The organism is Paenirhizobium selenitireducens ATCC BAA-1503 (assembly GCF_900492185.1).
GTDB lineage: Bacteria > Pseudomonadota > Alphaproteobacteria > Rhizobiales > Rhizobiaceae > Allorhizobium > Allorhizobium selenitireducens_A.
This window is the reverse complement of sequence record NZ_UEYP01000002.1, coordinates 107,619-131,097: the sequence shown is the minus strand read 5'-3', so window position 1 is coordinate 131,097 and position 23,479 is coordinate 107,619. Positions and strand designations below refer to the sequence as shown.

General features: G+C 65.5%; 17 protein-coding genes. 9 read left to right on the top strand and 8 right to left on the bottom strand.

Annotated elements, in window-relative coordinates:
• Nucleotides 1-17 precede the first annotated feature (17 nt).
• The 3 genes from RHIZ70P_RS04355 (at nt 18) to RHIZ70P_RS04345 (ending at nt 1,082) form a co-directional block, all read left to right on the top strand.
• Nucleotides 18-209 carry a DUF4169 family protein gene (locus tag RHIZ70P_RS04355; protein WP_115669175.1) on the top strand — a complete coding sequence of 64 codons (192 nt, stop codon included), beginning with the start codon at nt 18-20 and terminating at the stop codon, nt 207-209.
• A 93-nt stretch (nt 210-302) separates the two neighbouring features.
• On the top strand, nt 303-521 hold the full coding sequence (locus tag RHIZ70P_RS04350) for a ribbon-helix-helix domain-containing protein (protein ID WP_115669174.1): 219 nt from the start codon (nt 303-305) through the stop codon (nt 519-521).
• 189 nt (nt 522-710) lie between these two features.
• Nucleotides 711-1,082 (top strand): hypothetical protein, encoded by a 372-nt coding sequence (locus RHIZ70P_RS04345; protein WP_115669173.1) that lies wholly within the window; start codon nt 711-713, stop codon nt 1,080-1,082.
• A gap of 49 nt (nt 1,083-1,131) precedes the next feature.
• Here RHIZ70P_RS04345 and RHIZ70P_RS04340 read toward each other — a convergent pair whose 3' ends face one another.
• From RHIZ70P_RS04340 to RHIZ70P_RS04330, 3 genes are all read right to left on the bottom strand, one after another.
• Entirely contained in the window at nt 1,132-2,844 is a 1,713-nt protein-coding gene (locus tag RHIZ70P_RS04340; RefSeq protein WP_115669172.1) for a hypothetical protein, read from the bottom strand.
• Nucleotides 2,845-2,948: 104 nt separating this feature from the next.
• Entirely contained in the window at nt 2,949-6,710 is a 3,762-nt protein-coding gene (locus tag RHIZ70P_RS04335; protein WP_115669171.1) for an AsmA family protein, read from the bottom strand.
• Between the two features lie 74 nt (nt 6,711-6,784).
• Nucleotides 6,785-8,194: an FAD-binding oxidoreductase gene (locus RHIZ70P_RS04330; protein ID WP_115669170.1), complete on the bottom strand. Its 1,410-nt coding sequence runs from the start codon at nt 8,192-8,194 to the stop codon at nt 6,785-6,787.
• Nucleotides 8,195-8,369: 175 nt separating this feature from the next.
• On the opposite strand from RHIZ70P_RS04330, the gene RHIZ70P_RS04325 reads away from it, so the two are divergent.
• Complete coding sequence (locus tag RHIZ70P_RS04325) at nt 8,370-9,332, top strand: alpha/beta fold hydrolase (RefSeq protein WP_181903940.1); 963 nt, start codon at nt 8,370-8,372, stop codon at nt 9,330-9,332.
• Between the two features lie 10 nt (nt 9,333-9,342).
• On the opposite strand, the gene RHIZ70P_RS04320 is transcribed toward RHIZ70P_RS04325, so the two are convergent.
• The 3 genes from RHIZ70P_RS04320 to RHIZ70P_RS04310 form a co-directional block, all read right to left on the bottom strand.
• Entirely contained in the window at nt 9,343-10,089 is a 747-nt protein-coding gene (locus RHIZ70P_RS04320; RefSeq protein WP_115669168.1) for a dienelactone hydrolase family protein, read from the bottom strand.
• An 83-nt stretch (nt 10,090-10,172) separates the two neighbouring features.
• Nucleotides 10,173-13,367, bottom strand: coding sequence for an efflux RND transporter permease subunit (locus RHIZ70P_RS04315; protein ID WP_115669167.1), 3,195 nt, complete (start codon nt 13,365-13,367; stop codon nt 10,173-10,175).
• A complete protein-coding gene (locus tag RHIZ70P_RS04310; RefSeq protein ID WP_115669166.1) occupies nt 13,364-14,605 on the bottom strand; it encodes an efflux RND transporter periplasmic adaptor subunit in 1,242 nt (413 codons plus the stop codon). The genes RHIZ70P_RS04315 and RHIZ70P_RS04310 overlap by 4 nt, the downstream gene beginning before the upstream one ends.
• 316 nt (nt 14,606-14,921) lie before the next feature.
• Here RHIZ70P_RS04310 and RHIZ70P_RS04305 point away from each other — a divergent pair, with 316 nt between their 5' ends.
• Both RHIZ70P_RS04305 and RHIZ70P_RS04300 read left to right on the top strand, forming a co-directional pair.
• Entirely contained in the window at nt 14,922-17,546 is a 2,625-nt protein-coding gene (locus RHIZ70P_RS04305; RefSeq protein WP_115669165.1) for an ATP-dependent helicase, read from the top strand.
• Nucleotides 17,547-17,955: 409 nt separating this feature from the next.
• Nucleotides 17,956-18,327, top strand: a complete 372-nt coding sequence (locus RHIZ70P_RS04300) for an endonuclease domain-containing protein (protein ID WP_115669164.1) — start codon at nt 17,956-17,958, stop codon at nt 18,325-18,327.
• Nucleotides 18,328-18,367: 40 nt separating this feature from the next.
• On the opposite strand, the gene RHIZ70P_RS04295 is transcribed toward RHIZ70P_RS04300, so the two are convergent.
• Nucleotides 18,368-18,649 carry a DUF6074 family protein gene (locus RHIZ70P_RS04295; RefSeq protein ID WP_115669163.1) on the bottom strand — a complete coding sequence of 94 codons (282 nt, stop codon included), beginning with the start codon at nt 18,647-18,649 and terminating at the stop codon, nt 18,368-18,370.
• A 140-nt stretch (nt 18,650-18,789) separates the two neighbouring features.
• Nucleotides 18,790-21,132 (bottom strand): glucose/quinate/shikimate family membrane-bound PQQ-dependent dehydrogenase, encoded by a 2,343-nt coding sequence (locus RHIZ70P_RS04290; RefSeq protein ID WP_115669162.1) that lies wholly within the window; start codon nt 21,130-21,132, stop codon nt 18,790-18,792.
• Nucleotides 21,133-21,311: 179 nt separating this feature from the next.
• Here RHIZ70P_RS04290 and RHIZ70P_RS04285 point away from each other — a divergent pair, with 179 nt between their 5' ends.
• The 3 genes from RHIZ70P_RS04285 (at nt 21,312) to panC (ending at nt 23,479) form a co-directional block, all read left to right on the top strand.
• Complete coding sequence (locus RHIZ70P_RS04285; RefSeq protein WP_115669161.1) at nt 21,312-21,734, top strand: GFA family protein; 423 nt, start codon at nt 21,312-21,314, stop codon at nt 21,732-21,734.
• 126 nt (nt 21,735-21,860) lie between these two features.
• Complete coding sequence (gene pncA, locus RHIZ70P_RS04280; RefSeq protein ID WP_115669160.1) at nt 21,861-22,490, top strand: bifunctional nicotinamidase/pyrazinamidase; 630 nt, start codon at nt 21,861-21,863, stop codon at nt 22,488-22,490.
• 116 nt (nt 22,491-22,606) lie between these two features.
• Nucleotides 22,607-23,479, top strand: coding sequence for a pantoate--beta-alanine ligase (gene panC, locus RHIZ70P_RS04275; protein WP_115669159.1), 873 nt, complete (start codon nt 22,607-22,609; stop codon nt 23,477-23,479).

The following is a 23,479-nucleotide window of genomic DNA, read 5'->3' as shown; positions in this document are numbered from 1 at the left end:
CGTTTCGGGATCAGAGCATGAGCGCAGACGTCGTCAATCTCCGCCAGTTTCGCAAGGTCAAGGCCCGCTCCGAAAAGGAACGTCAGGCGGAACAGAACCGCCTGACCTTCGGCCGCAGCAAGGCCGAGAAGAACCTCACGGACGCGCTCAACGCCAAGGCCGAAAAGACGCTCGACCAGGGCCGCCTCGGCCACTCCGAAGACGAATAGCCGACGGCAAAATCGGTTGCAGATCAAGCACCTGCACGCAGTTGCGGAATCACCTTGTCAGGCCCTTGAATCAATGTCCGAGCCCGAGCCACGATGATCCGCAAGCATTCGCTCACCCTGCACGGCCACCGCACCAGTTTCTCGCTGGAAGAGGAATTCTGGGACGAGCTGAACGCCATCGCCGCCGAGCGCAGGATCCCGCTCGCCGCACTCGTCGTCGAGATCGACGAAAACCGTGATCCGCATACCAACCTCTCCTCGGCCGCCAGGCTTCACGTGCTCGCCCGCCTCAAGGCCGCCGCCCAGCGTTGACCGAAAAGAGCAGTGTGCGAAACATTATACAACCAAACTATTTATTAGGGGATTCGTCCTAGTCTGGGATCGCCCATCAATGATTGCGTCGATGCCCCGTATTTCAAGGCTCAGTAACGCGTATTTGCCCATCGATCCGACCGTGTGACGTGGTTTCACAAAGCTCCTTTATTTCAAGGATTTAAAAACATGGTAACCGCAATTTCCTCTACCTCGGCCACGACCTCCACCACCGCGCTCGACCAATCGGGCTCCACCACGGCCTCGCTGAAGTCGTCGATCGCCAAGCTCGAAAGCCAGATCACCTCGAAGGAGGAGGAACTGGCCAGCGCCGAGACCGACGACCAGAAGTCGGAGCTGAGCGATGCGCTGACGGACCTTCGCGCCTCGCTGGCCAAGCTCGAAGCCCAGATGGCGCAGATGGAAGCCGCCGAAAACGCCGCCGAGAAGCCCAAGGCGGAGCAGGCGAAGCCCACCCTCCTGTCCGGCGAAAGCGACAAGATCGGCACCACCAATTACGACGAAGAGACGCCGTTCGGCGAACGCTACGCCTATGTCTGAGCCGATTTGCCTTTGACGACCAGAGAAGGCGGCGACCATGCCGCCTTTTTCAAGGCTGGCTGGAACCCGCCGGCTTGGCCGGGCACCGATCGAAGCGCGTCGCGCCGCCGGCATCGAGCGCGCCGGTCGCCGACAACGACATCAGCGCCTCGCCGTCGCGCACATAGACATGGCGGTCCATCCAGAAATCGGCCTCGCCGGAACACAGGAGGTCTACCACCAGGCTATCCTTGAGCATGGCGGCGGCGCCGAAATTACAACCATACTCATAGCCCCGGACCAGCGCCCTTTTCTTGGCGGCATCATATTCGAACGTCAGCGGCCCCATGCCGCAGGAATATTCGTTCTCCGCATTGGCGTTTTCCGGCGCATAGCCGTCCTTCGCGCGCGCCAGTTCCTCGACAAAGGCCGTTACCTTGTCGTCGAGCACGGCCTGCGTTCCGTAGCCCCAGTTCTCCAGCCGCCATGCCACCGCCTCGGCAAAATCCTCGAAGCGCTTCTGGCCCTTGCAGGCTGTCGTGTCGTCGCAGTCGAGGAAATAGTCCTCCATCTGCTTGTCGATCTCCTCCAGCGCCATCAGTTCGAGTGCCGCGGGAAAATAGCCCATGAGCGCCGCATTGCCGAGCGCTCCGGCGCAGACGCCGGCGGTCGATTGCTCGAAGCAGGCGCGCATCGACGCCGTCAGCCGCCGTTCGAGGACCGGCCGGAAGGCATCCTCGCGCGTCACGTCGCGCGCCTCGCCGTCGCGCAGGCCCATGATCTTCACCGGCGGCGCAGATTCGGCGTAGCTCGAAAAAGCGTAGAGGAAGCGATCGTCGCGCAGGTCGAATTCGACATTGCCGTCTTCGTCGAGATCGGCCGGCGTCACGCCGAAGCCGTCGAACGTGCCAAGCTCGACCGTCTTCACCGCATCGTCGCTCGCATGGGCCAGCGCCACCGCCGTGCAGCAATGCGCTCCGCCGCTGAACGAGGAAAACACCACGCCCGGCTCCGCCCATTGCAGCGGATAGATGCCGATCTGGCCGCGCGCCATCTCGTCCGGACCGGTTTCCAGCCGGATCGCCGTCTCGCCCTTGTCCTTGTGCCGGACGCTCAGCACCGCCGTCGCCGTCCCTTCATCACTGTCCTCGCCGTTCAGCGTCAGCGCCCACTCCCCGTTCGTATAGGTCTTGCCGAAATCTTCTCGCGTCCAGTCGACCATCATGCCGGAGCCGATCGTCACCTCCCGGGCTTGGGTGGTTTCCTCCGTCCTGGCCGGGCCGAAATCGCCGCGATCCAGCGCCCGTGCGCAATTGGCAATCTGCTTGAGCGTATCGCTGGAGCCGGAGAGCGAGAACGGACCGTAGCTGACATTGTCGACGCTCAGCGTCATCCGCGCGGCATCGCGTAGCGCCGCCATGAAGCTCGCATGGGGATTGGTCAGGTAGAGACCGCCGGAGCCGTCGGTGACATTGGCCCGCATGGTGCCGGTCCACTTGCGCCGATCGGTATGGACGACGACGTCATAGTCCTGCTCGTGGGTCAGCCAGCCGAGCTTGCTCGTTGCGACCAGCACGACGACGACATTGCCGTTCGGCCGGATGAAGAACAGGCCGTCCTTGGCGCCCTTCGGGCTGGCAATGCAGACCTTGTCCTGGCGATCATAGGCAACCGTCCAGCCGCGGTTCTCGGCGAATGGCTGATAGCGTTCCTCTGCAATCGCCGAACCGGCGGCCCCGACGAGAAACAGCAGCGAAACACAGGAGATAAACCGACGAAACATACTGAAGCCCCCCTTGTGCCGCCGGGTCCCGACCGGCGGCATGTTCCAGCCTAGGCCGCAGCCACACGACAGGCAAGCAGCCGCACGATCGCAGCTTTCAGCCTTTAGTTGACCCCCGGCAGGCTCTCGAACTGCAGCTGCACCGGCGGCAGCGCGCCCCCGCGCGTGACACCCTCGCCGGGTGGCACCGGCAATTGCGGCACTGGCTGCACATCTTCCGACGCGGACGGGGCCCGATCCACCGCATCGCCGACCGGCGGTGCTGCCTGTTCGACGGCCTCCGCCGCCCTGCGGCGTGCCTCTTCCTCCGCCGCCCGGCGCTCGGCCTCGGCCCTCAGCCTTGCCTCCTCGGCAAGCCGGGCCTCCTCGGCGATCCTTGCCCGTTCGGCCTCGGCGCGCTCCTCGGCACGGTAGCGATAGAGTGCCGCCTCGCGGCGCAGCCGCTGCTTTTCCAGCACGTTGGATTGCAGCGTCTCGACCCGCCGACGCTCGCGCTCGAAGGCGCGTTGCGACAGGAAATTGGCAAGATCACCGACATCGAGCTTGCGCTCGGGGTCGGCGACATCGCCCGAGAACAACAGCCGAAGCGCGGGCTCCGCACCGGCCAGCGCGTCGTCGCCGGCCTCGAAGGCGGCGCGGATGTCGGCCTCGGCCCGGCGCTCCCCGAGCTCGACGCGCAGGGTCCCGTCGAGCTTGGCCGTCTCGTTGGCGAGCGTCAGCGTCGTGGCACGCAGCACCCCGTCGGTGATGTTGAACGGCACCTCGATATTGGCAAAGGCGCTGGATGCACCGCCGATCAGCGTGGCGGCGAGATCCTCGACCTTGGCATTCGTGATGTCCCCCTCGATCGCATCGGCGCGCGGTAGGAGTTTCGGCAGAAGGCCACTGTCGAAGCGATGCACGGTGAGAGCCGCGACCTTGACCGCGCCGGACCCGTTCGTTGCCGCGAGCAGGTCGCCGACGCTCGACCCGGTTGCCTCTGCCACCAGATCGAGGTCGAATTTGCCCTCGATGACGGCTCCGGCATCCGCGTTGCCGAACGCCTTCTCCGCGTCTGAAAGTTCTGCCTGACGCAGCGCGACGCGGCCCTGGTAAAAGCCGTTGCCGTCGGTATTGGCGATCATCAGCCGCCCGCTCATGGCGCCGCCGAGCCATCGCCCCGCCGCATCCTCGATCGTCAGCTGACCGCCCGCCCCGTTGAGCTTGGCGGAGAAGTCGGAGATCGGGCCGAATGCGCCCGGTGAAAACGTCCTGGCCGTGACGGCCAGGTCGAACTCGATATCGGTGCGGGGCTTCGGCAGCGGCGTGGTCGACAGCGCCCCCGTCACGCCGTCGCTCACGGGTCCCAGCACGCCTTCGGCCAGCCAGGCGAGATCGGCGTTGTCGAGGGCAAGCTGTCCGCCGACCTTCGGCACGGCGCCGTTCCAGTCGAAGACCAGCGTTCCGGACATCGTGTTGCCGGCGGCCTCGGCATCGATCGCGGAAATCTCGGCCCGGCCCTCGCCAAGCGCAACCTCGGCGGCAAGCCGCGCCGGCAGCCCCGCGCCACCCTGCGGCAGCAGGACACCGGTCATCATCAGATAGGGTTCGAGATCGGGGCTCTCGAGCTTGACCGCACCGCTGCCCTTGGGGAAGCCCGCCGCGGCCAGGCCGATCTTGCCGCGCGCCGACACCGTCGTGCGTCCGGCGGCAAAGGTCAGTACCGCATCGGCCGGCGCTTCTCCGGCACCGGTGACGCTGAGCTGCAGCCGGCCGCCCTCGCCGCCGCCAATCGGCAGCGGGTCGAGGCCGGCCTGCCCCAGCAGGACTTGCGCCTGCGGGTTTTCCAGCGTTGCGGCCAGGTTGACCTTCGCATCGCTCGACAGCCTCGCCAGATCGCTGGCACCATAGTCGAGCGCGACACGACTACCATTGGACGTGCCGGCAACCTTGACGGCCATCCCCCCGCCGGCGGCTTCGCCGAACACCAGGCTCGCGGTCAGATTGCTGTCGGCATACCAGCGGGCGCTTTTCACCAGCCGTCCAGCCAAAGGATGCGACGGCAGGCGTTCGGCGATGAGCGCAAGGAACGGGCCCGGATCGGCTGCCGACAGGGCCACCTGCGCCTTGCCCGAGGGCGTCGTCATCGGTCCCTTCACCGTGCCGCTCGCCTTCAGCGTCGCGCCGGCCAGGTCTTCCACATTCAGCCGGTCGACCACGACGCTCGCGCCGTCATAGGTGAAGATCGTCTCGACCCCTCGCGCCTCCACGCCAAAGCCGGTCAACCGGCCGACTTTCAGCCGCGTGGCGATCTTCTCGGCGACCAGCCCCTGGCTGGCCTTCTCCCCGGCGATCAGGCTTGCCACCGCGCGCGCCGCGTCCAGATCGATCTCGTTGCCGGCAAGGTCGATCGACAAGGTGGCGGCGGCCTTGTCGAGCGACTGGCGTTCGAGACGACCGTTGAGCAGCGCCGGCCCGAGCGCCAGCTCGAGCTTCTCGAAGCGCTGTATCTGCGGCGTCAGATTGACCGCAGCGGAAAAGCCCATGGACTTCAACTGGCGGATGGCAGGGTCGACACTGCCGGAAACCCAGGTCGAAAGCCCCGAAGGCTGCGTCGAGGCGACCAGCAGGTCGCCGCTGAATGCGGGTTCGGAGCCGAGCGTCAGTCGTCCCTTGGCCTCCACCTGGGTGCGGCCGGGCAGGACAACCACCGCGCGCTCGACATTCCAGCCGCGTCCGTCCGGCCGGATGTCGAGCGTGATGTCGCGCAGCACCGTGTCGCCGGCGACGATCGCCGGAAGCCTCAGCGTCGCCTTGCCCGGCAAATTCGGGATGGGGATCTCGCTGGCCATGGCGATCAACAGGTCGAGCCGTTCGCGCACCGAGCCCGCGGCATTGCGCCCGGTCTTGCCCTTGGCGCTTTCGTTGGCGAGCCGGTTGACGTCGACCTGCTGGCCCTCAGCGGTCAGAAGGAATTCCGGATTGGCGCCGGTGTCGAGCTTGGCTTCGCCGGTAACGATATAAGGGTCGGTCGCCTCGCCGATCTCGAACCGGTAGGAGGTGAGCGCGATGCGTTCATTGGTGAGTTCGAACGCGCCCTTTGCCCGGGGCGGCGGCGTCTTCGGGTCGTCCTTGTCGGGCTCCTTGCCCTTCCATGTCGCCTGGAACTGTCCCTGATAACTGGGCTTGCCCGTTTTGAGTGTCAGGTCGCCGTCGAGTTCTATGGTGAAGGGCCGGCTCTCGGGTTGCAGTCTGAGCTTCAGCGAAATGGCGTCGGCGCCGACTTCGGGCTGCAGGCTTGACAGGTGGAAGCTGCCCTTCTCGCCGTCGAGCGCCGCGCTGCCATCGACCGACCAGGGCCCAGCCAGCGAGCGCGCCGACATGTCGGCATCAAGCCCGGTGAGCTTGCGGGTGCGGCCTGTCTGCTCGTCGATGAAATCGATCTCGCCGCCGACGACCCGGACATTTTCCAGCACCACGGTGCGCGCCGGAATATCGGCGCTGCTGCCGCGCAGCCAGTCGAGCGTACCGTCGGGAAGAAGCCTGATGCGTGCCTTCGGCTCCTCGATCCGCATGTCGAAGATGCGCGCCTCACCGGACAGAAGCGGCGCGAGTTCCGCGTCCATGGAAAAACGCGCCACATGCACCAGTGGCTTGCCGTCCTTTTCGGCACCGACCGTCACGTCATGCAGGGTGACCGATGGGAAAGGCAGCAGGCGCGCATTGACCTCGCCGAGCACGGTGACCTTCTTGCCGAGAATGCGGCTCGCCTGGCTCTCGAAATCCTTGCGGAAATCGGTCCAGTCGACGAACAGCGGCGCCAGCAGCGCCCCGAACAGCGCGACGACCAGCAGCCCGCCGAGGAAAACCAGTATGCGTCCGAGCACGTCCTGCGACTCCCATCACTTCCGGCGCAAAGGTAATGCAATTCCCGGCGGGAGCAAGCCGCGAGGAACCCTCTTCACATACGGAAGATCTTGCCGGGATTGAAGATATTGTCCGGATCGAGGCTTTTCTTGATCGACCGCATCACAGGAATGGCCGAGCCCAGCTCCTGCTCGAGATAGCTCATCTTGCCCTGGCCGACGCCATGCTCGCCGGTGCAGGTGCCCTCCATCGCCAGCGCCCGGGCGTTGAGGCGTGCCATGAAGGCTTCCGACTTGGCGAGATCCGCCGGGTTCTTGTCGTCGAACAGCATCAGCACGTGGAAATTGCCGTCGCCGGCATGGCCGACGATCGGCGCCAGAAGCCCGGTCTCGCGAATATCGGCCTGGGTTTCGGCCACGCAATCGGCAAGCCTCGAAATCGGTACGCAGACGTCGGTCGAAAGCCCGTTCAGTTCCGGCGCCAGCGCCCGACCGGCCCAATAGGCATTGTGCCGCGCCTTCCACAGCTGCGCCCGCTCCTCGGCATTGGCCGTATAGCGGAATTCGTCCGAGCCGAATTCGGCGGCGATTTCCCTGAACTGCTCGGCCTGCAGCGCGACCGTCTCCTCGGTACCGTGGAATTCGACGAACAGCGTCGGCTTTTCCGGATAGGAGAGCTTGGAATAGGCGTTGACCGCCTTCATCTGCATCTCGTCGAGAAGCTCGATACGGGCGACCGGAATACCCATCTGGATGGTCATGATGACGGTGTCGCAAGCCGCCTTGAGGCTGGGGAAGGCACAGACGCCGCCGGAGATCTTCGCGGGTATGCCCTGCAGCTTGAGCGTGATCGAGGTGATGATGCCGAGCGTGCCCTCCGCACCGACGAACAGCCGCGTCAGGTCGTAGCCAGCCGATGACTTGCGGGCGCGCTGCGCCGTGCGGATTTCCTCGCCGTCGGCCGTGACCACGGTGAGCGCCAGCACATTGTCCTTCATCGTGCCGTAGCGCACGGCATTGGTGCCGGAAGCGCGCGTCGAGGCCATGCCGCCGATCGAGGCATTGGCGCCGGGATCGATCGGGAAGAACAGGCCGGTGTCGCGCAGATAGGTGTTGAGCTCTTCGCGGGTGATGCCGGGCTCGACAGTGCAGTCGAGATCCTCGGCATTGACCGACAGCACCTTGTTCATCCGGGTGAAGTCGACCGAAATACCGCCGCTCGGCGCATTGATATGGCCCTCGAGCGAGGATCCGGTACCGAACGGGATCATCGGCACCCTGTGCGCCGCGCAGGCCCTCACCACCGTCTTCACGTCGTCGCTCGTCTCGACGAAAACCACGCCGTCGGGCAGTTGCGCCGGCAAGTAGGATGTCGTGTGGCTGTGCTGCTCGCGAAAGGACTGGCCCGTCTGGAACCGCTCGCCGAAACTCTGCTTGAGGATGCCGAGCACCGCAGCAATCCCCTCCTCGTTGCGAACCCCTGCGACGACATCCTTCAAGGCCATGCGAACAGTCTCCCCCGCTCTGCCATCTCGGCAGTATGCTCACCAAAACAGCACGAGCTATGGGCCAAGTCGCTCCCGCTTGTCCAGTGCAGAGACTATGCCCGCTGGCGGTAAAGCACAAATGGGTCGGCCAAAAACATTGCGGTGCGAAATGGCGATGGGCTAGATGGCGTTCATGAGAAGCATCCTCACAGGCATTGCCATCGTCCTTGTGCTCATCGGCGCCGCCAGCGGTTATGTCTGGTGGAATTACGATGCCGTCGTGACGATGATCCTCAAGCCCCAGACGGCGACCGCCGGCGACATCACCGAGGAGAGCTTCGGCCTCGTCACCGCCGACGGCAAGCGCTTTGCGCTCGGCGATCTTCAAGGCGCGCTGTCAAGCTTCAAGCCGTCCGCCGATGGCGCGCCGCGCCCGCTGGTGCTGTTCGTCCACGGCTTCGGCCCCGATCCCGACGGCGAATTCGGCCTCTACACCATGGGCGAACTGGCAAAGGGCGCGGGCGCCGACGTTTTGATGTTCAACTGGCCGTCGTGGATTTCGATGACCGAGTTCCCGGTGCTGAACGCGAGGGCCGCGAGCGAACGTCTGATTGCGCTCCTTCACGAAATGGCCGACCTGAGCGGCCCCGGACAGGCGCTGGCGGATCGCCCGGTGATGATCGTCGGCCATTCGATGGCCGGCGAGCTCTTCCGCCATGTCGGCGAAGCATCGCCCGACCTGCCCAAGGGACTGGTCGCGCGCATCCTCTTCGCCGTCCCGGAAACGGCCCTGCCCGGCCATCGGCTGTGGATGGAAAAGCTCAGCTTTGCCGACGAGATCTTCGTCTTCGTCAACGCCGACGATCCGGCCCTCCAGGTGACGACGCGCATGTACAACACCGCGCGGCTCGGCCGGACGCTCACCAATCTCGACGGTTCGCCCGAACCGCTGGCCCAGAATGCCGACTATATCCTGCTCGATCCGGAAAGCTGGCGCCATTATTTCTTCGTCTCTGGCCAGCGCAGCGAGGCGATCGACCAGATCTTCGCCGATATCCTGAAGAACGGTGCCCCCGCCCTGAAAAACGACTACCTGCGGCCCGAGCCCGCCGGCAATGTCTTCGTCGTCGTTGGTCCCGGCGCAGAAGGGTCCTGAGGAGGAGCGGTCACCCCTTCAGCGTCTCGTCGAGGAAGGTCGTCAGCCGCCGCCAGTGCCGCTCGGCGCCGGCCCCGTCATAGACGCTGCTGTCCGGCACGCACCAGCCATGGGCCATGCCCACATAGTTCTCCAGCACGAAATCGACCTCGGCCGTGCGGAATGCCTCGACGAAGCGTGCCGCCTGTTCGGGCGGAAAGGAGCCATCGACACCGGCGGCCCCGACATAAACGCGGGCCTTGATCGAGACCGCCCTCAGGTGCGGACTGTCCGGCTTGTCGCTCGCCAGATTGCCGCCGTGAAAACTCGCAGCGGCGGCGATCCGCTGCGGATGGGCGGCGGCCGCCGTAAGCGCCCGAGATCCGCCCATGCAATAGCCGACCACGCCCGCCGGCCCGTCGACGCCGGCTTCCAGAAGCGCGTCGAGGAAATGCGCCGTATCGGCCGCCGTCATCGCCTGGCTCGTGCCGTCGATCATGGCGCGCAATTGCTTGGCGCTTTCCTCCTGCCTGAACGCCGTCTTCGCATCGAACGGCCCATAGTCGCCGAAGCGGTAGAACAGGTCCGGCACGAGCACCGCATAGCCTTGACCGGCAAGCCGCTCGGCCATCTCGTCGAGCGCCGGCCGCGGCCCGAAGGCATCCATGTAGAGGATCACGCCCGGTCGGATGATGGCCGGGCTTGCGGCATCGGGCAGGAACAGCCCGGCCCCGGCCGTGCCGTCCTCGGTCTTGATGGCAATCTCGCGTTTGCTCATGAAGCTCTCCTCCTGATGTTTTCCCGACACGGCCGGCGATCGCACCCCGGCCATCCATTCGGCCACGACCTACGAGAACGCGCCTATTTCGCCGCCTCGATCGCCGCCGCCACCTGCATTTCCTTGTGCAGCCGCGCCTCCTCGTAGGCATGCGGCTTGGCAAAGCGCGCCAGCGCCAGATAGGCGAGCGGCGTCACATAAAGCGTGACGACCGTGGCGAAACCGAGCCCGCCGACGATCACCCAGCCGAGCGCCACGCGGGCTTCCGCGCCGGCGCCATGGGCGAAAACCAGAGGCACGCCGCCGAGGATGGTGGCGATCATCGTCATCATCACCGGCCGCAACCGCAGATTGGCGGCATTTTCGATCGCCTCGCGCACGCCCTGCCCGCGATCGCGCAGCTGGTTGGCGAACTCGACGATCAGGATGCCGTTCTTGGCCATGATCCCGACCAGCATGACCAGCCCGATCTGGCTGTAGACGTTGAGGCTGGTCCCGGTCAGAAGCAGCGCAAAGACCGCGCAGGCAAGCCCCAGCGGCACCGTCGCCATGATGATGATCGACGACAGTACGCTCTCGAACTGCGCCGCCAGCACCAGGAAGATAATGATGAGGGCAAAGCCGAAGGTCGAGGCCATGCCGCCGCTGTTCTCCGTGAGCGTCGCGGCTTCCGCCAGCGGCAGGAGCCGCGCACCCGAGGGCAGATGCGGCTCCGCGAGCGCCGTTGCCTTGTCCAGCGCCTCGCCGAGTGAAAGCCCCGGCCCCAGCCCCGCCGTGATCTGAACGGCGGCCAGTTGCTGCTCGCGGGCCAGCGACGGTGCCACCGCCTTTTCCTCGAGCGTCGCAATCACCGACATCGGCACGGTCTTGCCATCCGTGGTCTTGAGGAAGATGTTTTCCAGATCTGTCGGATCGTCGATCGGCCTGGTCGTCGAGGCGAGTTTTACGGGATAGGCCTCGCCGTCGACGAAGACGTCGCCGATCGAGCGACCGTCGAGCAGCGACTGCAGCGCCTGGGCAAGTCCGGTAATGTCGATGCCGAGATCGGCGGCCCGCTCCCGGTCGATCGACACGCCGAGCTGGGCCTGGCTGATGTCGTTCGACAGCCGCGGATTGTCGAAGCCCCCATCGGCCTCGAGATCGGCCACCAGCTTGATCGCCGCTTGCGTCAATCGCTCATGGCTGGAGCCGACAAGGGCGAATTGCAGGCCGCTGCCGCCCCCGCGGATCCTCAGGCTGTTCGGCTGAATGGCAAAGGCGTTGACACCGGGAATGCCTTGCGTGAGCCGCGTCATGTCGCGCACGATCTCGTCCTGGCTGCGCTCGCGTTCGCCCCAGGGCGCCAGAGTCAGCACCATGAAGCCGCTATTGGTACTGCTGCCGAAACCGGAGATCGAGAAGAGGTTGACGACCTCGCCGGCGTCGCGCAGGGGTTCCAGCACCTCTTCGATGCGCCGCATCTGGTCCTGCATGTAGTCGAGGCTCACCCCTTGCGGCGCCGACACCCGCATCAGCGCCACGGCGCGGTCCTCGCGCGGCGTGAGTTCGCTGGTGATCAGCGAAAAAGCGGCAAAGGCGACGAGAGAGAAGGCGATGCAAACGGTCACCACCACCAGCGGCGCGTTGAGGCAGGCGCTCAGCGTCCTGCGGTAGAAGGCTGCAAACGCGTCGCCGAAGCGCGCGAGCGGCCCTGAATGATGCTCGATCGCATGGGCCGTCAGAAGGCGCGAAGCGAGCATCGGGCAAAGCGTGAGCGCCACGATCGAGGAGAGCGTCACGGAAATGGCCAGCACGAAGCCGAATTCGCGGAACAATCCGCCCACCTGCCCCGGCAGGAAGGAAAGCGGCACGAACACGGCGGCCAGCGTCGCCGTGGTGGCGATCACGGCGAAGAACACCTCGCGCGTGCCGAGAACGGCCGCAGCCCTGGGGCCCAGCCCCTGGCTTCTCCGCCGGACGATGTTCTCCAGCACCACGATCGCGTCGTCGACCACGAGTCCGGTCGCCAGCACGATGGCAAGCAGCGTCAGGATGTTGATCGAAAAGCCGACAAGATAGACCGCCGCCAGCGTTCCGATCAGCGAAACCGGCATGGTGACGGCCGGAATGATCGTCGCGCGCCAGTCGCGCAGGAACAGATAGATGATGCCGATAACGATCACGGCGGCGAGCACCAGCGCCGTGATCACCTCGTCGATCGATCCGCGGATGAACACCGCGTCGTCGCTGGTGACGCGGATCTGCGTCCCTTCGGGCAGTTCCGCCTGCAGCCGCTCCACCATGGATTTCACGCCGTTGGAAATGCTCAGCGTGTTCGACTGGGCCTGGCGGATGATGCCCATGCCGATCCCGGCCTTGCCGTTCGATCGGAGCGCGGTGGAGGAAAGGTCGGGGCCGAAGGTGACGGTGGCGACATCGCCGAGCCGAACATTCCGGCCGATAAGCAGCCGAGCGAAATCCTCCGGCGTCTTCAGGTCCGCGGTCGCCCTGACCACGATGTCCTGTGTCGTGCTGGTGATCGAACCCGCCGGCACGTCGAAGGCGATGTCGGAGAGCGCCGAGGCGAGCGAGGCGACCGTGAGGCCGCGGCTCGCCAGCGCCGACTGGTCGACATCGATGCGGAAGATCTTCTCCTGGTCGCCGTAGAGGTTGACATCGGCCACGCCGTCGACGGATGCAAGCCGGTCGGCGATTTCGTTGTCGACCAGAAGCGTCAGGTCCTCGAGGCTCATCCGGTCGGATGTGACCGCCAGCCGCATGATCGGATCGCTGTCGGAATCGGCCTTGATGATGCGGGGTTCGTCGGCGTCGTCCGGCAGGCTGTTGGTCACCCGCGAAATGGCGTCGCGCACATCGCTTGCCGCGACGTTGAGGTCGGTCGAATCGGAGAATTCGAGGGTCACCCGGCTCGATCCGAAGGACGAGGTTGATGACATGGATTTCAAGCCCGCCACGCGGGCAACCGCCCCCTCGACCACGGTCGTCAGCTGCTGGTCGACCGTCTGCGGCGAGGCGCCGTCGAAGGTTGTGCGCACGGTGATCACCGGACGATCGACATCGGGCAGTTCACGCACCTCGATCCCGTAGAAGGCGGCAAGGCCCGCCACCACCATCAGCGCATTGGCCACCGCCGCCAGGATCGGACGGCGGATGAACAGCGCGGTGAAGCCCGCCTGCGCGTCCGGCGGCGGTCCTGCTGAGAGCCCTGGCTGCGAAGCCGGACCCTGGGTTTCATCCGTGGCGTCCGAGCCGCCCAAGAGTTCGGTCTTCTCGCTCATCGGCTCGCCACCGGTTTCTCGCCGTCCACGGATTTTTTCCCCGCCTCGTCGCCCAGAACCTCCACCGGGCGCCCGGCGCGCACGCGTTGAATGCCCTCGGTCACCACCCGGTCGCCTTCGGCCAGTTCGGCCTCGACCAGAACCGCGTCCGGATTGCGCTGGACGATCCTGACCGCGACCTTCTCGGCCTTGCCGTCGGTGACGCGCCAGACGAAGGAGCCGTCGCTGTCCCACTGGACCGATAGCGGATCGACCGCCGGATAGCGCTCGCCGTCGAAACTCATCTCCACGGTAAACGCCATGCCGGCGCGCAGGTCGTCGTTGTCGTTTCCGATCCTGGCGCGGATCCTCAGCGTCCGGCTCGCCTCGTCGATGCGGTTGTCGACCGCTTCGACGCTGCCCTCGTAAAGCTTGCCCGGACGGGCCACCGGTGTCGCCGTGAGCGGCTGGCCGACCTTGACCACCGGCGCGAAGCGTTCCGGCACCCAGAAATCGACGAGCAGTTCAGAGCGGTCGTCGAGCGTGGCGATCGCCGTCGACGTCGTGACATTGTCGCCCGGATTAACGGTGACGATCCCCGCGACCCCGGTGATGGGCGCGACGATCTCGCGCCGCTTGAATTCCAGATCGGCGCTGGCCAGCGCCAGCTCGGCGGCCTCGAGCGCGATGGCGGCATCGAAGGCATCGATGCGGGACACGGCGGATTTCAGGTTGGAATAGAGCTCGCTCTTCTCGGTCGCGCTCTTCAACACCACCTGCGCCTGATCGCGGGCGATCCGCTGCTCCTCGCTTTCGAGCCGCGCGATCACCTGCCCCTTCTCGACCCGGTCGCCCGATTTGATGGCGATTTCGGCCAGCGTCCCCGAAACCTGAGGCATCACCGTCACCGACTGTATGGCATCGCCTGTGCCCAGCGCGGAGAGCCGGTCGTTGACCTTGCCGATAGTGACCGCCTGCACCACGACCAGCGTCGCCGCAGCGCCGCCACGCCGGTTGCCGGCGCCCTGTCCCTGCCCCGGCGTCTGGCCCTGCGCCTGTTGTTGCGCGGATCCCGCGGGCTGCCCACCCGCTCCCGCAGTGGAACTCTCCCGACCCACCGGCGCCACCAGAGCAATCATGCCCTCCGGCACCCCGATCCGCCGCAACACGCCATCGGCGCCCGGCACGAACCAGATCCACAAAAGGACGCCGGCGGCGATCACCAGAAAACTGAGGCTCAACTGCTTCCAAAATGCCATTGGGAACTCCGGCCTGTGCTGCGCCCGCGGCATCTCATCTTGGAGACGCCATGCAGCCACGAGGCGAATTGCGGATCATCTATGCGGCAATATTTCGCTGCAAGGCACAAACGGCAAGGCACAAAGGCCAACATTACGAAAATGTCATCCGCCGGGTTCGCCGCCACCCGGTTCGTCAGACCGTTTCCACCGGTCCCCGGTCCTTTGCGCCAGCACCCGGCAAAACCGTCGAAATTCCCTGCGGATAGCGGCTGGATCGGAATGAAAGGAGAACATCTTTTCTGGCCTTTCCAATCCGAATCACTACATTGGCCGCATGAGTAACGGTTTCGACGACATCCCCTTCTTCGACGAGGAAGAACCCGCCCCGCGCAAGCCGGCCGAGGGCCGTGCCCCGGCCTCCGCACCCGCCGCCGGCGGCCTCGGCATCGCCGCGCGCGCCATGGCGGCCCGCGACCAGGCCCGCCCTGCGCCCGATTACCTCGCCGGCCTCAATCCCGAGCAGCGCGAGGCGGTGGAAACGCTGGATGGCCCGGTCCTGGTTCTGGCCGGTGCCGGCACCGGCAAGACCCGGGTGCTCACCACCCGCATCGCCCATATCCTCGCGACCGGCCGCGCCTTTCCCAGCCAGATCCTTGCCGTCACCTTCACCAACAAGGCGGCGCGCGAGATGAAGGAGCGCATCGGCCTGCTCGTCGGCGGCGCCGTCGAGGGCATGCCCTGGCTCGGCACCTTCCACTCGATCGGCGTCAAGATCCTGCGCCGCCACGCCGAAATGGTGGGCCTGCGCTCCGATTTCACCATTCTCGATACCGACGACGTCATCCGGCTGATCAAGCAGATCATCCAGGCCGAGGGCATCGACGACAAGCGCTGGCCGGCCAAGCAGTTCGCCCAGATGATCGACGGCTGGAAGAACAAGGGCCTCGACCCCTCGCAGATCCCCGAGGGCGACGCCCGGGCCTTCGCCAACGGCAAGGGTCGCGAACTCTACGCCGCCTACCAGAACCGCCTGAAGACCTTGAACGCCTGCGACTTCGGCGACCTTCTCTTGCACCCGATCCGCATGTTCCGCGCCAACCCGGACATCCTGAAGGACTATAACGACCGCTTCCGCTACATCCTGGTCGACGAGTACCAGGACACCAACACCGCGCAATATATGTGGCTGCGACTGCTGGCGCAGCGGTCCCCCCCCTCCTCTCCCCAGCGGGGACCCAAACCTTATCCTGAGGAGGCGCGCAGCGCCGTCTCGAAGGACGAGGTTTGGCCAGATCGGGCAGGATCCTTCGAGGCCTCGCTGCGCTCGGCACCTCAGGATGAGGCACCAAAGGTCAACATCTGCTGCGTCGGCGACGACGACCAGTCGATCTATGGCTGGCGCGGTGCGGAGGTCGACAACATCCTGCGCTTCGAGAAGGATTTTCCCGGCGCCAAGGTCATCAAGCTGGAGCGCAACTACCGCTCGACGGAACACATCCTCGGCGCCGCCGGCCATCTGATCGCCCACAACGAGGGCCGTCTCGGCAAGACGCTGTTCACCGACCGCGTCGATCCCGACAACGAGAAGGTCGTGGTGCACGCCGCCTGGGACAGTGAAGAGGAAGCCCGCGCCGTCGGCGAGGAGATCGAGCGGCTGCAGCGCGGCGATGCCGACGACAAGAAGCACGCCCTCAACGACATGGCGATCCTGGTGCGCGCCTCCTTCCAGATGCGCGAGTTCGAAGACCGCTTCGTCACGCTTGGCCTCAACTACCGCGTCGTCGGCGGCCCGCGCTTCTACGAGCGCCTCGAGATCCGCGACGCCATGGCCTATTTCCGCCTGGTCTGCCAGCCGGCCGACGACCTCGCCTTCGAGCGCATCGTCAACACCCCGAAGCGGGGGCTGGGCGACACCACGATCCGCACGCTGCACGACTATGCCCGCGCCCGCGATGTGCCGATGCTGGCGGCAGCCGTCGACCTGATCGAGACCGACGAGGTCAAGCCGAAGGCCCGCAAGGCGCTGTTCGACGTGATTCAACACTTCAGGCGCTGGTCGGAACTGCTTGAAACGACTCCCCATACCGAGCTTGCTGAGCAGATCCTCGAAGAGTCCGGCTATACCGACATGTGGAAGAACGACAAGTCGGCCGAAGCCCCCGGGCGCCTGGAAAACCTCAAGGAACTCATCCGCTCGATGGAGGCCTTCGAGAGCCTGCGCGGCTTCCTCGAACACGTCTCGCTGGTCATGGACACCGAACAGAATGCCGACATGGACGCCGTGTCGATCATGACGCTGCATTCGGCCAAGGGACTGGAATTCGAGACCGTCTTCCTGCCCGGCTGGGAGGAAGGCCTCTTTCCCCACCAGCGCGCGCTCGACGAAGGCGGCCGCTCCGGCCTCGAGGAGGAACGCCGCCTCGCCTATGTCGGCATCACCCGGGCCAAGCGCCGCTGCCACATCTGGTTCGTCTCCAACCGCCGCATCCATGGCCTGTGGCAGTCGACCATGCCGTCGCGCTTCCTCGACGAACTGCCGGTGACCCATGTCGAGGTCGCCGAGAGCGAGCAGTCCTATGGCGGCTATGGTCGCGGCGGCTACGGCCAGTCGCGCTTCGACAAGGCCGATCCCTTCGCCAACACTTACTCCACCCCCGGCTGGAAACGCGCCCAGGCCAACAAGTCGGACGCCACCCGCGACAACTGGGGCACCCGCTCCGGCCACGCCGTCGAGCGCATCGGCTATGGCGAGAGCGGCCCCAAGGCCAAGACCATCGAGGGCGAACTGGTGGCCAAGTCCACCACCACCGAACCGTCGAAATTCACCGTCGGCGACCGCGTCTTCCACATCAAGTTCGGCAACGGCAACATCGCCTCGATCGAAGGCAACAAGCTCACCATCAACTTCGACCGCGCCGGCGAAAAGCGCGTGCTGGACGGGTTTGTCGAGAGGGTGTGAGGGCAGCGTCGTCGGACTGCGCTTTGGGCTACCCCCCTCTGCCCTGCCGGGCATCTCCCCCTCAAGGGGGGAGATCGGCCACACGCCGGCCACGCGATCATGGCTTTCGAGCAACCGCTGCAGGCCTGGCCATTTCAACTCACGAGATTGCCGCAGGCTTCCGACATCGCGGCAAAGCATCGCAGCGCCCGCTACGTAAGGAAGCCCCCCCACGAATTGACCGCTCAAGGCGGGCGCGACGTGTCCGCACCGATCTCCCCCCCTTGAGGGGGAGATGTCACGACGTGACAGAGGGGGTACCTTGCGCCGACGGCAAAGGAGATCCACCTCCACAAATCCCCTCAAATTCCCGGATTATGCCAACGCAAAAGCTCTGCCAGACTGGGTCCAACCATCCGGAGCCACCACCATGCCGCACCATTCCGTCCCTCAGGCCAACCGACGCCATGCGCGACGCATGCGCAATGTGATGACGGATGCGGAATTGAAATTCTGGAATGCCGTTCGTGCACACCGGCTGATGGGCTTGAGCTTTCGCCGCCAGTTGCCGATCGCCGGCTACATCGTCGATTTCGCCTGCCCCGAACACAAGCTCGTCGTAGAAATCGACGGAAGCACGCATAGCCACGACCACGAAATTTCGCGAGACGCGACACGGGACGAAAGGCTTTCGATATTGGGCTGGAAGGTGATCCGCGTGACCAATGACGAGGCGATCCGTCACCTCGACGATGTATGCTCACACATTGTCCGGGCGGTCGGTGGTGAAAGCCACGAATGACCCACGGTGTCGCTCCTGCAGACGGCAGCAACCAAGCCCCTCACCCCTCCGCGACCGCCTGCCCCCGATGCAACCACATCAGTTCCATCTGCACCGCCGCCTGGAAATCCAGGATTTCGGCGCGCATCTCTTCTTCCGGGCAGCCAAGTGCCAGCAGTTCGGCGCCGAGCGCCCGGCAGGTCGTGCGCCAGAAGTCGACGGCGGCCGGGCCGTGGCAATTGTCGAGCAGCTCGGCCGAGCGGCGAACGAGGTCGCGGCGGCTGGCGAGCGGGAAAAAGGCGATGGACGGGGTGGCCTTTTCGGTCGGGGCGTCGTTACGCATGCGCTACATCCTCACGTTTACAAAACACGTGTAGAATCAGCGTGGTTAATGTTCCGTTTCGGCGCCGCACCAACGTCCCGGAAAGGGACGAATGAAGCCCCCGGGCATTCGCGCCCGGAGGCCTCGGCTCCTCGTAGCTCTTATTCGGCCAGCGTGTAGGCGATCACATAGTCGCCCGGCCTGGTGCCGACCGAGCCGTGGCCGCCGGCCACCATGACGACATACTGCTTGCCGCCCTGCTCATAGGTCATCGGCGTCGCCTGACCGCCCGCCGGAAGGCGGGCCTTCCACAGCTCTTTCCCGGTCGTGAGATCATAGGCCCGCAGATAATTGTCGACCGCGGCCCCGAGGAAGACGACGCCGCCCTTGGTGATCATCGGTCCGCCGATCCCCGGCACGCCCACCTTGAAGGGCAGCGGCAGCGGCGTCATGTCCATCACGGTGCCGTTGCGGTGCTGGTAGGCGATCTCGCCGGTCCTGAGGTCGGCGCCGGCAACCGTGCCCCACGGCGGGGCCTGGCAGGGAATGCCGAGCGGCGAGAGGAACGGGCCCATGTAGACGCCGTAGGGCGCGCCGTCATTGCGGTTCAGCCCCTGTTCCGAGCCCTTCTGCGACTGCTCCTTCGGCGGAATCTGGTCGCGCGGCACCAGCCGCGAGGTGAAGGCGAGGTAAGTCGGCATGCCGAACATCACCTGCCGCTCCGGATCGACCGCGACAGAACCCCAGTTGAACGTGCCGAAATTGCCGGGATAGACCAGCGTGCCCTCGAGCGACGGCGGCGTGTACTGGCCGTCATATTTCAGCTTGTGGAGGGCGATGCGGCAGAGCATCTGGTCGATCAGCGTGACGCCCCACATGTCCTTCTCCTCCAGCCGCTCGGGGCGGAAGGTCAGCTTGGTGATCGGCTGGGTGGGCGCGGTGAAATCGCCCTCGACGGCACCGCCGGGGGCCGCGATCTCGTCGATCGGCAGGATCGGCGCACCGGTGCGCCGGTCGAGCACGTAGATGTCGCCCTGCTTGGTCGGGCCGACGAGCGCCGGAACGACGGTTCCGTCCTTCGTGGTGATGTCGAGCAGCACCGGCTGGGCCGGCACGTCCATGTCCCACAGATCGTGATGCACCGTCTGGCGCACCCAGCGATCCGCCCCGGTATTGATGTCCAGCGCGACGATCGACGACGAGTATTTCTCGACGCTCTCGCTGCGGCCGATGCCGATCTGGTCCGGCACCTGGTTGCCGAGCGGAATATAGACAAGCCCCAATTGCTCGTCGACCGAGAACACCGACCAGCTGTTCGGTGAATTGGCGGTATAGGTCTCGCCCGGCCCGATCGGCGCGGTCTCAGCCGGATTGCCGCTGTCCCAGTTCCACACCAGCGCGCCGGTGTTGACGTCGAAGGCGCGGATGACGCCGGACTGCGACTTGGTCGAATAATTGTCGTTGACCGCCCCGCCAATGATGATCTTATCCCCGGCGACGACCGGCGGCGAGGTCGAGTAGTAATAGCCGGCCGGATTGTATGGCATGCCGGCCTCGAGCCTCAGCGTGCCGCGATCGGCAAAGCTCTCGCACACCTTGCCCGTTGCCGCGTCAAGCGCGATCAGCCGCGCATCCGAGGTCGGCAGATAGACGCGCGCGCCGCATTCGGCCCCCGCGGTCGCCGCCGGATCGGCATAATAGGTGACGCCCCGGCAGGTCTGGTGCTGGCGGTCGGGATTGAGGCCCGCATTCGGATCGAACTTCCACTTCTCCTTGCCGGTCGCCGCATCCACGGCGATGGCCCAATTGTGCGGCGTGCACAGATAGAGCGTGTCGCCGACCTTCAGCGGCGTTACCTGGTAGGTCGTCTCACCGACATCGTCCGGCAGCTTGACGTCGCCCGTCTGGTAAGTCCAGGCGACCTCAAGCTTGTCGACATTCTCGGTGGTGATCTCGGCTAGCGGCGAATAGCGCTGGCCGTAGGGCGTGCGGCCGTACTGGTGCCATTCGCCGTTCGGGACGTCGCCGCCATAGGACGGCGCCTGCGTGACCTTGTCGGTCGGCAGAGATCCTGCCCGATCATAGGGATCGATGGTCAACGCATAACCAGCGACGGCGAAGGAAACGACAGCCGGAATGGCAACCGGCCACACATTCGCCGCTCTGCCGAGGTCCTCGGCGCGGCGCGGCCGGGCGAGCGACCGGCGCACCGCCGGCAGCATCAGCCACAGGCCCAGCAGCACGATCAGACCGCCGCGCGTGCCGAGCTGCCACCAGTCGAATCCGACCTCGTAGACCGCCCAGCCGAGGCTGGCGAGGATCAGCAATCCGTGCAGCCACAGCGCCTCGGCGCGGCGGGCGACGATGAGAACGGCGGTGATCATCAGGACAATGCCGGCCGCCAGATAATAGGGGCTGCCGGAGAGCGCCACGAGCTGCGCGCCACCCACGGCGAGTATCAGCCCGAGCGCACCGAAGACGATGGCGGTGAAGAGGTTGAGCATGGTGAAATTCCGTTAGGTTCTGAAAAGGACTGTGCGGGCTTGGGAGCTCCCGCCTTCCCGCAAACGCCCGGCGGAAAAAATGGTTCCGTCTTTCACGCGGATCCGCTTGCCGCAGCCGACATTGCCGCTGCCGCAATCCACGCTATCTTGTCGTGATGCGAACGACCGGAGAGCGACCGATGGGCGACGAGAGAATGGAACACAAAGCCGCCTGTCACTGCGGCACCGTAAGGTTCCGGGTCAGACTGACCGACGAATTCAACACCATCCGGCGCTGCACATGTTCCTTTTGTCGGATGCGCGGCGCCGTCGCGGTCACCGCGAAGCTGGGTGACATCGAATTCGTCAGCGGCGAAGACAATCTGACGCTCTATCAATTCAACACCGGCACCGCGAAGCACTATTTCTGCAGGACATGCGGCATTTACACCCACCATCAACGCCGTTCGGACCCCTCCCAGTTTGGCGTCAACGTCGCATGCCTGGAGGGCGTGAGCCCGTTCGATTTCGCCGAGGTGCCGGTTTCGGACGGGGTCCTCCACCCCTCTGACGGCGGCTCCGGGGGCGTGGTCGGCGTGCTGAAATTTTACCCTTCGGCATGACCGTCCCCCGGCGAGCCCCCAGGGGGAGAGCTGACGCCCGCGTGGAACGCAAAGGCATGTCTTCCCGCTTGCTCCCGCCGCTCCCCCTTGCCATCTTGCGCCGCACCGATTGAAAGGACGACGACCATGACCAAGGCCCTGCTGCTGATCGATATCCAGAACGGCTTCTGCCCCGGCGGCAATCTGCCGGTCGCCGATGGCGACAAGGTCGTGCCGGTCGCCAATGCGCTGATGAAGAGCGGACACTATGACCTGATCGTCGCCTCGCAGGACTGGCACCCCGCCAACCACGGCAGCTTCGCCTCGCAGCATCCTGGCGCCAAGCCCTTCGACATGGGCGAACTCAACGGCCTGCCGCAGGTGCTGTGGCCCGACCATTGCGTGCAAGACACCGGCGACGCCGAATTCCACCCCGGTCTCGACCTCACGGCCATCGCCCATGTGCAGAGAAAGGGCGAGAACCCCGCGGTCGACAGCTACTCCGCCTTTCGCGACAACGACCGTGCGGCCCTCACCGGCCTTGCCGACTATCTGAAGGACAAGGGCGTCACCGAACTCGACCTCATGGGCCTTGCCACCGACTACTGCGTGAAATTTTCCGCCCTCGACGCGGTCGACATGCTGCCCGGCGTCAGCGTCCGCTTCATCGAGGACGGCTCGCGCGGCATCGACCCGCAAGGCGTCGAGGCCGCGATCGAGGAGATGAAGTCCGCCGGTGTCGCCATTATATCGAGCAGAGACGTCCTCGGCGGTTGAACCATCCGTCACGTGGGACCAGGCAACTCGCCCCTCCCCCTTCTTCCCGCCGATTGATTTCCCCGGCCATCCACGCTACGGGACCGGCGCGCCATAAGGTATTGCGGAGGACCGATATGGAGACCGTCACCACCATCGCCGAACTGCGAGAACGGCTTGCCCCCCATCGCCGGGCCGGCCGGACCATCGGTTTCGTACCCACCATGGGCTACCTGCACGAGGGCCACCTCACGCTGGTCGGCCGGGCAAGGGCGGAAAACGAGGTGACCGTGGTATCGATCTTTGTCAATCCGCTGCAATTCGGCGCAAACGAGGATCTGGCGAAATACCCGCGCGACCTTGAGCGCGACAGCGCCCTCTTGGAACAGTCCGGCGTCGACCTCCTCTTCGCGCCCACCGTGGCCGACATGTATCCGAAACCGATGGAAACCGTGGTCGACGTGCCAAAGCTCGGTTCGGAACTGGAGGGCGCCGCCCGCCCCGGCCATTTCGCCGGCGTCGCCACCGTCGTCACCAAGCTGTTCAACATCGTCCAGCCGGACGCCGCCTATTTCGGCGAGAAGGACTATCAACAGGTGGCGATCATCCGTCGCATGGTCGAGGATCTTGCCCAGCCTGTGAAGATCATCCCGGTGCCGACCGTGCGCGAGAAGGACGGCCTCGCCTGCTCCTCGCGCAACGTCTATCTCAGCCCCGAACAGCGTGCCGCGGCCGTGATCGTGCCAAAGGCGCTCGACGAAGCCGCCCGGCTGATCCGCTCTGGCCTCAAGGATGTCGCCGCGATCGAAGCCCAGATCACACGCTTCATCCGCACAGAGCCGCTGGCCGAGCCCGAGGTCGTGGCGCTCCGCCACCCCGAGACGCTCGCCGCAATCGACACCGTCTCCGGTCCGGTCCTGCTGCTGCTCTTCGTGCGCATCGGCCAGACCCGGCTTCTCGACAACAGGGTGATCGACATCGCATCCGAAAACGGCATGGAGGCCGCCTGA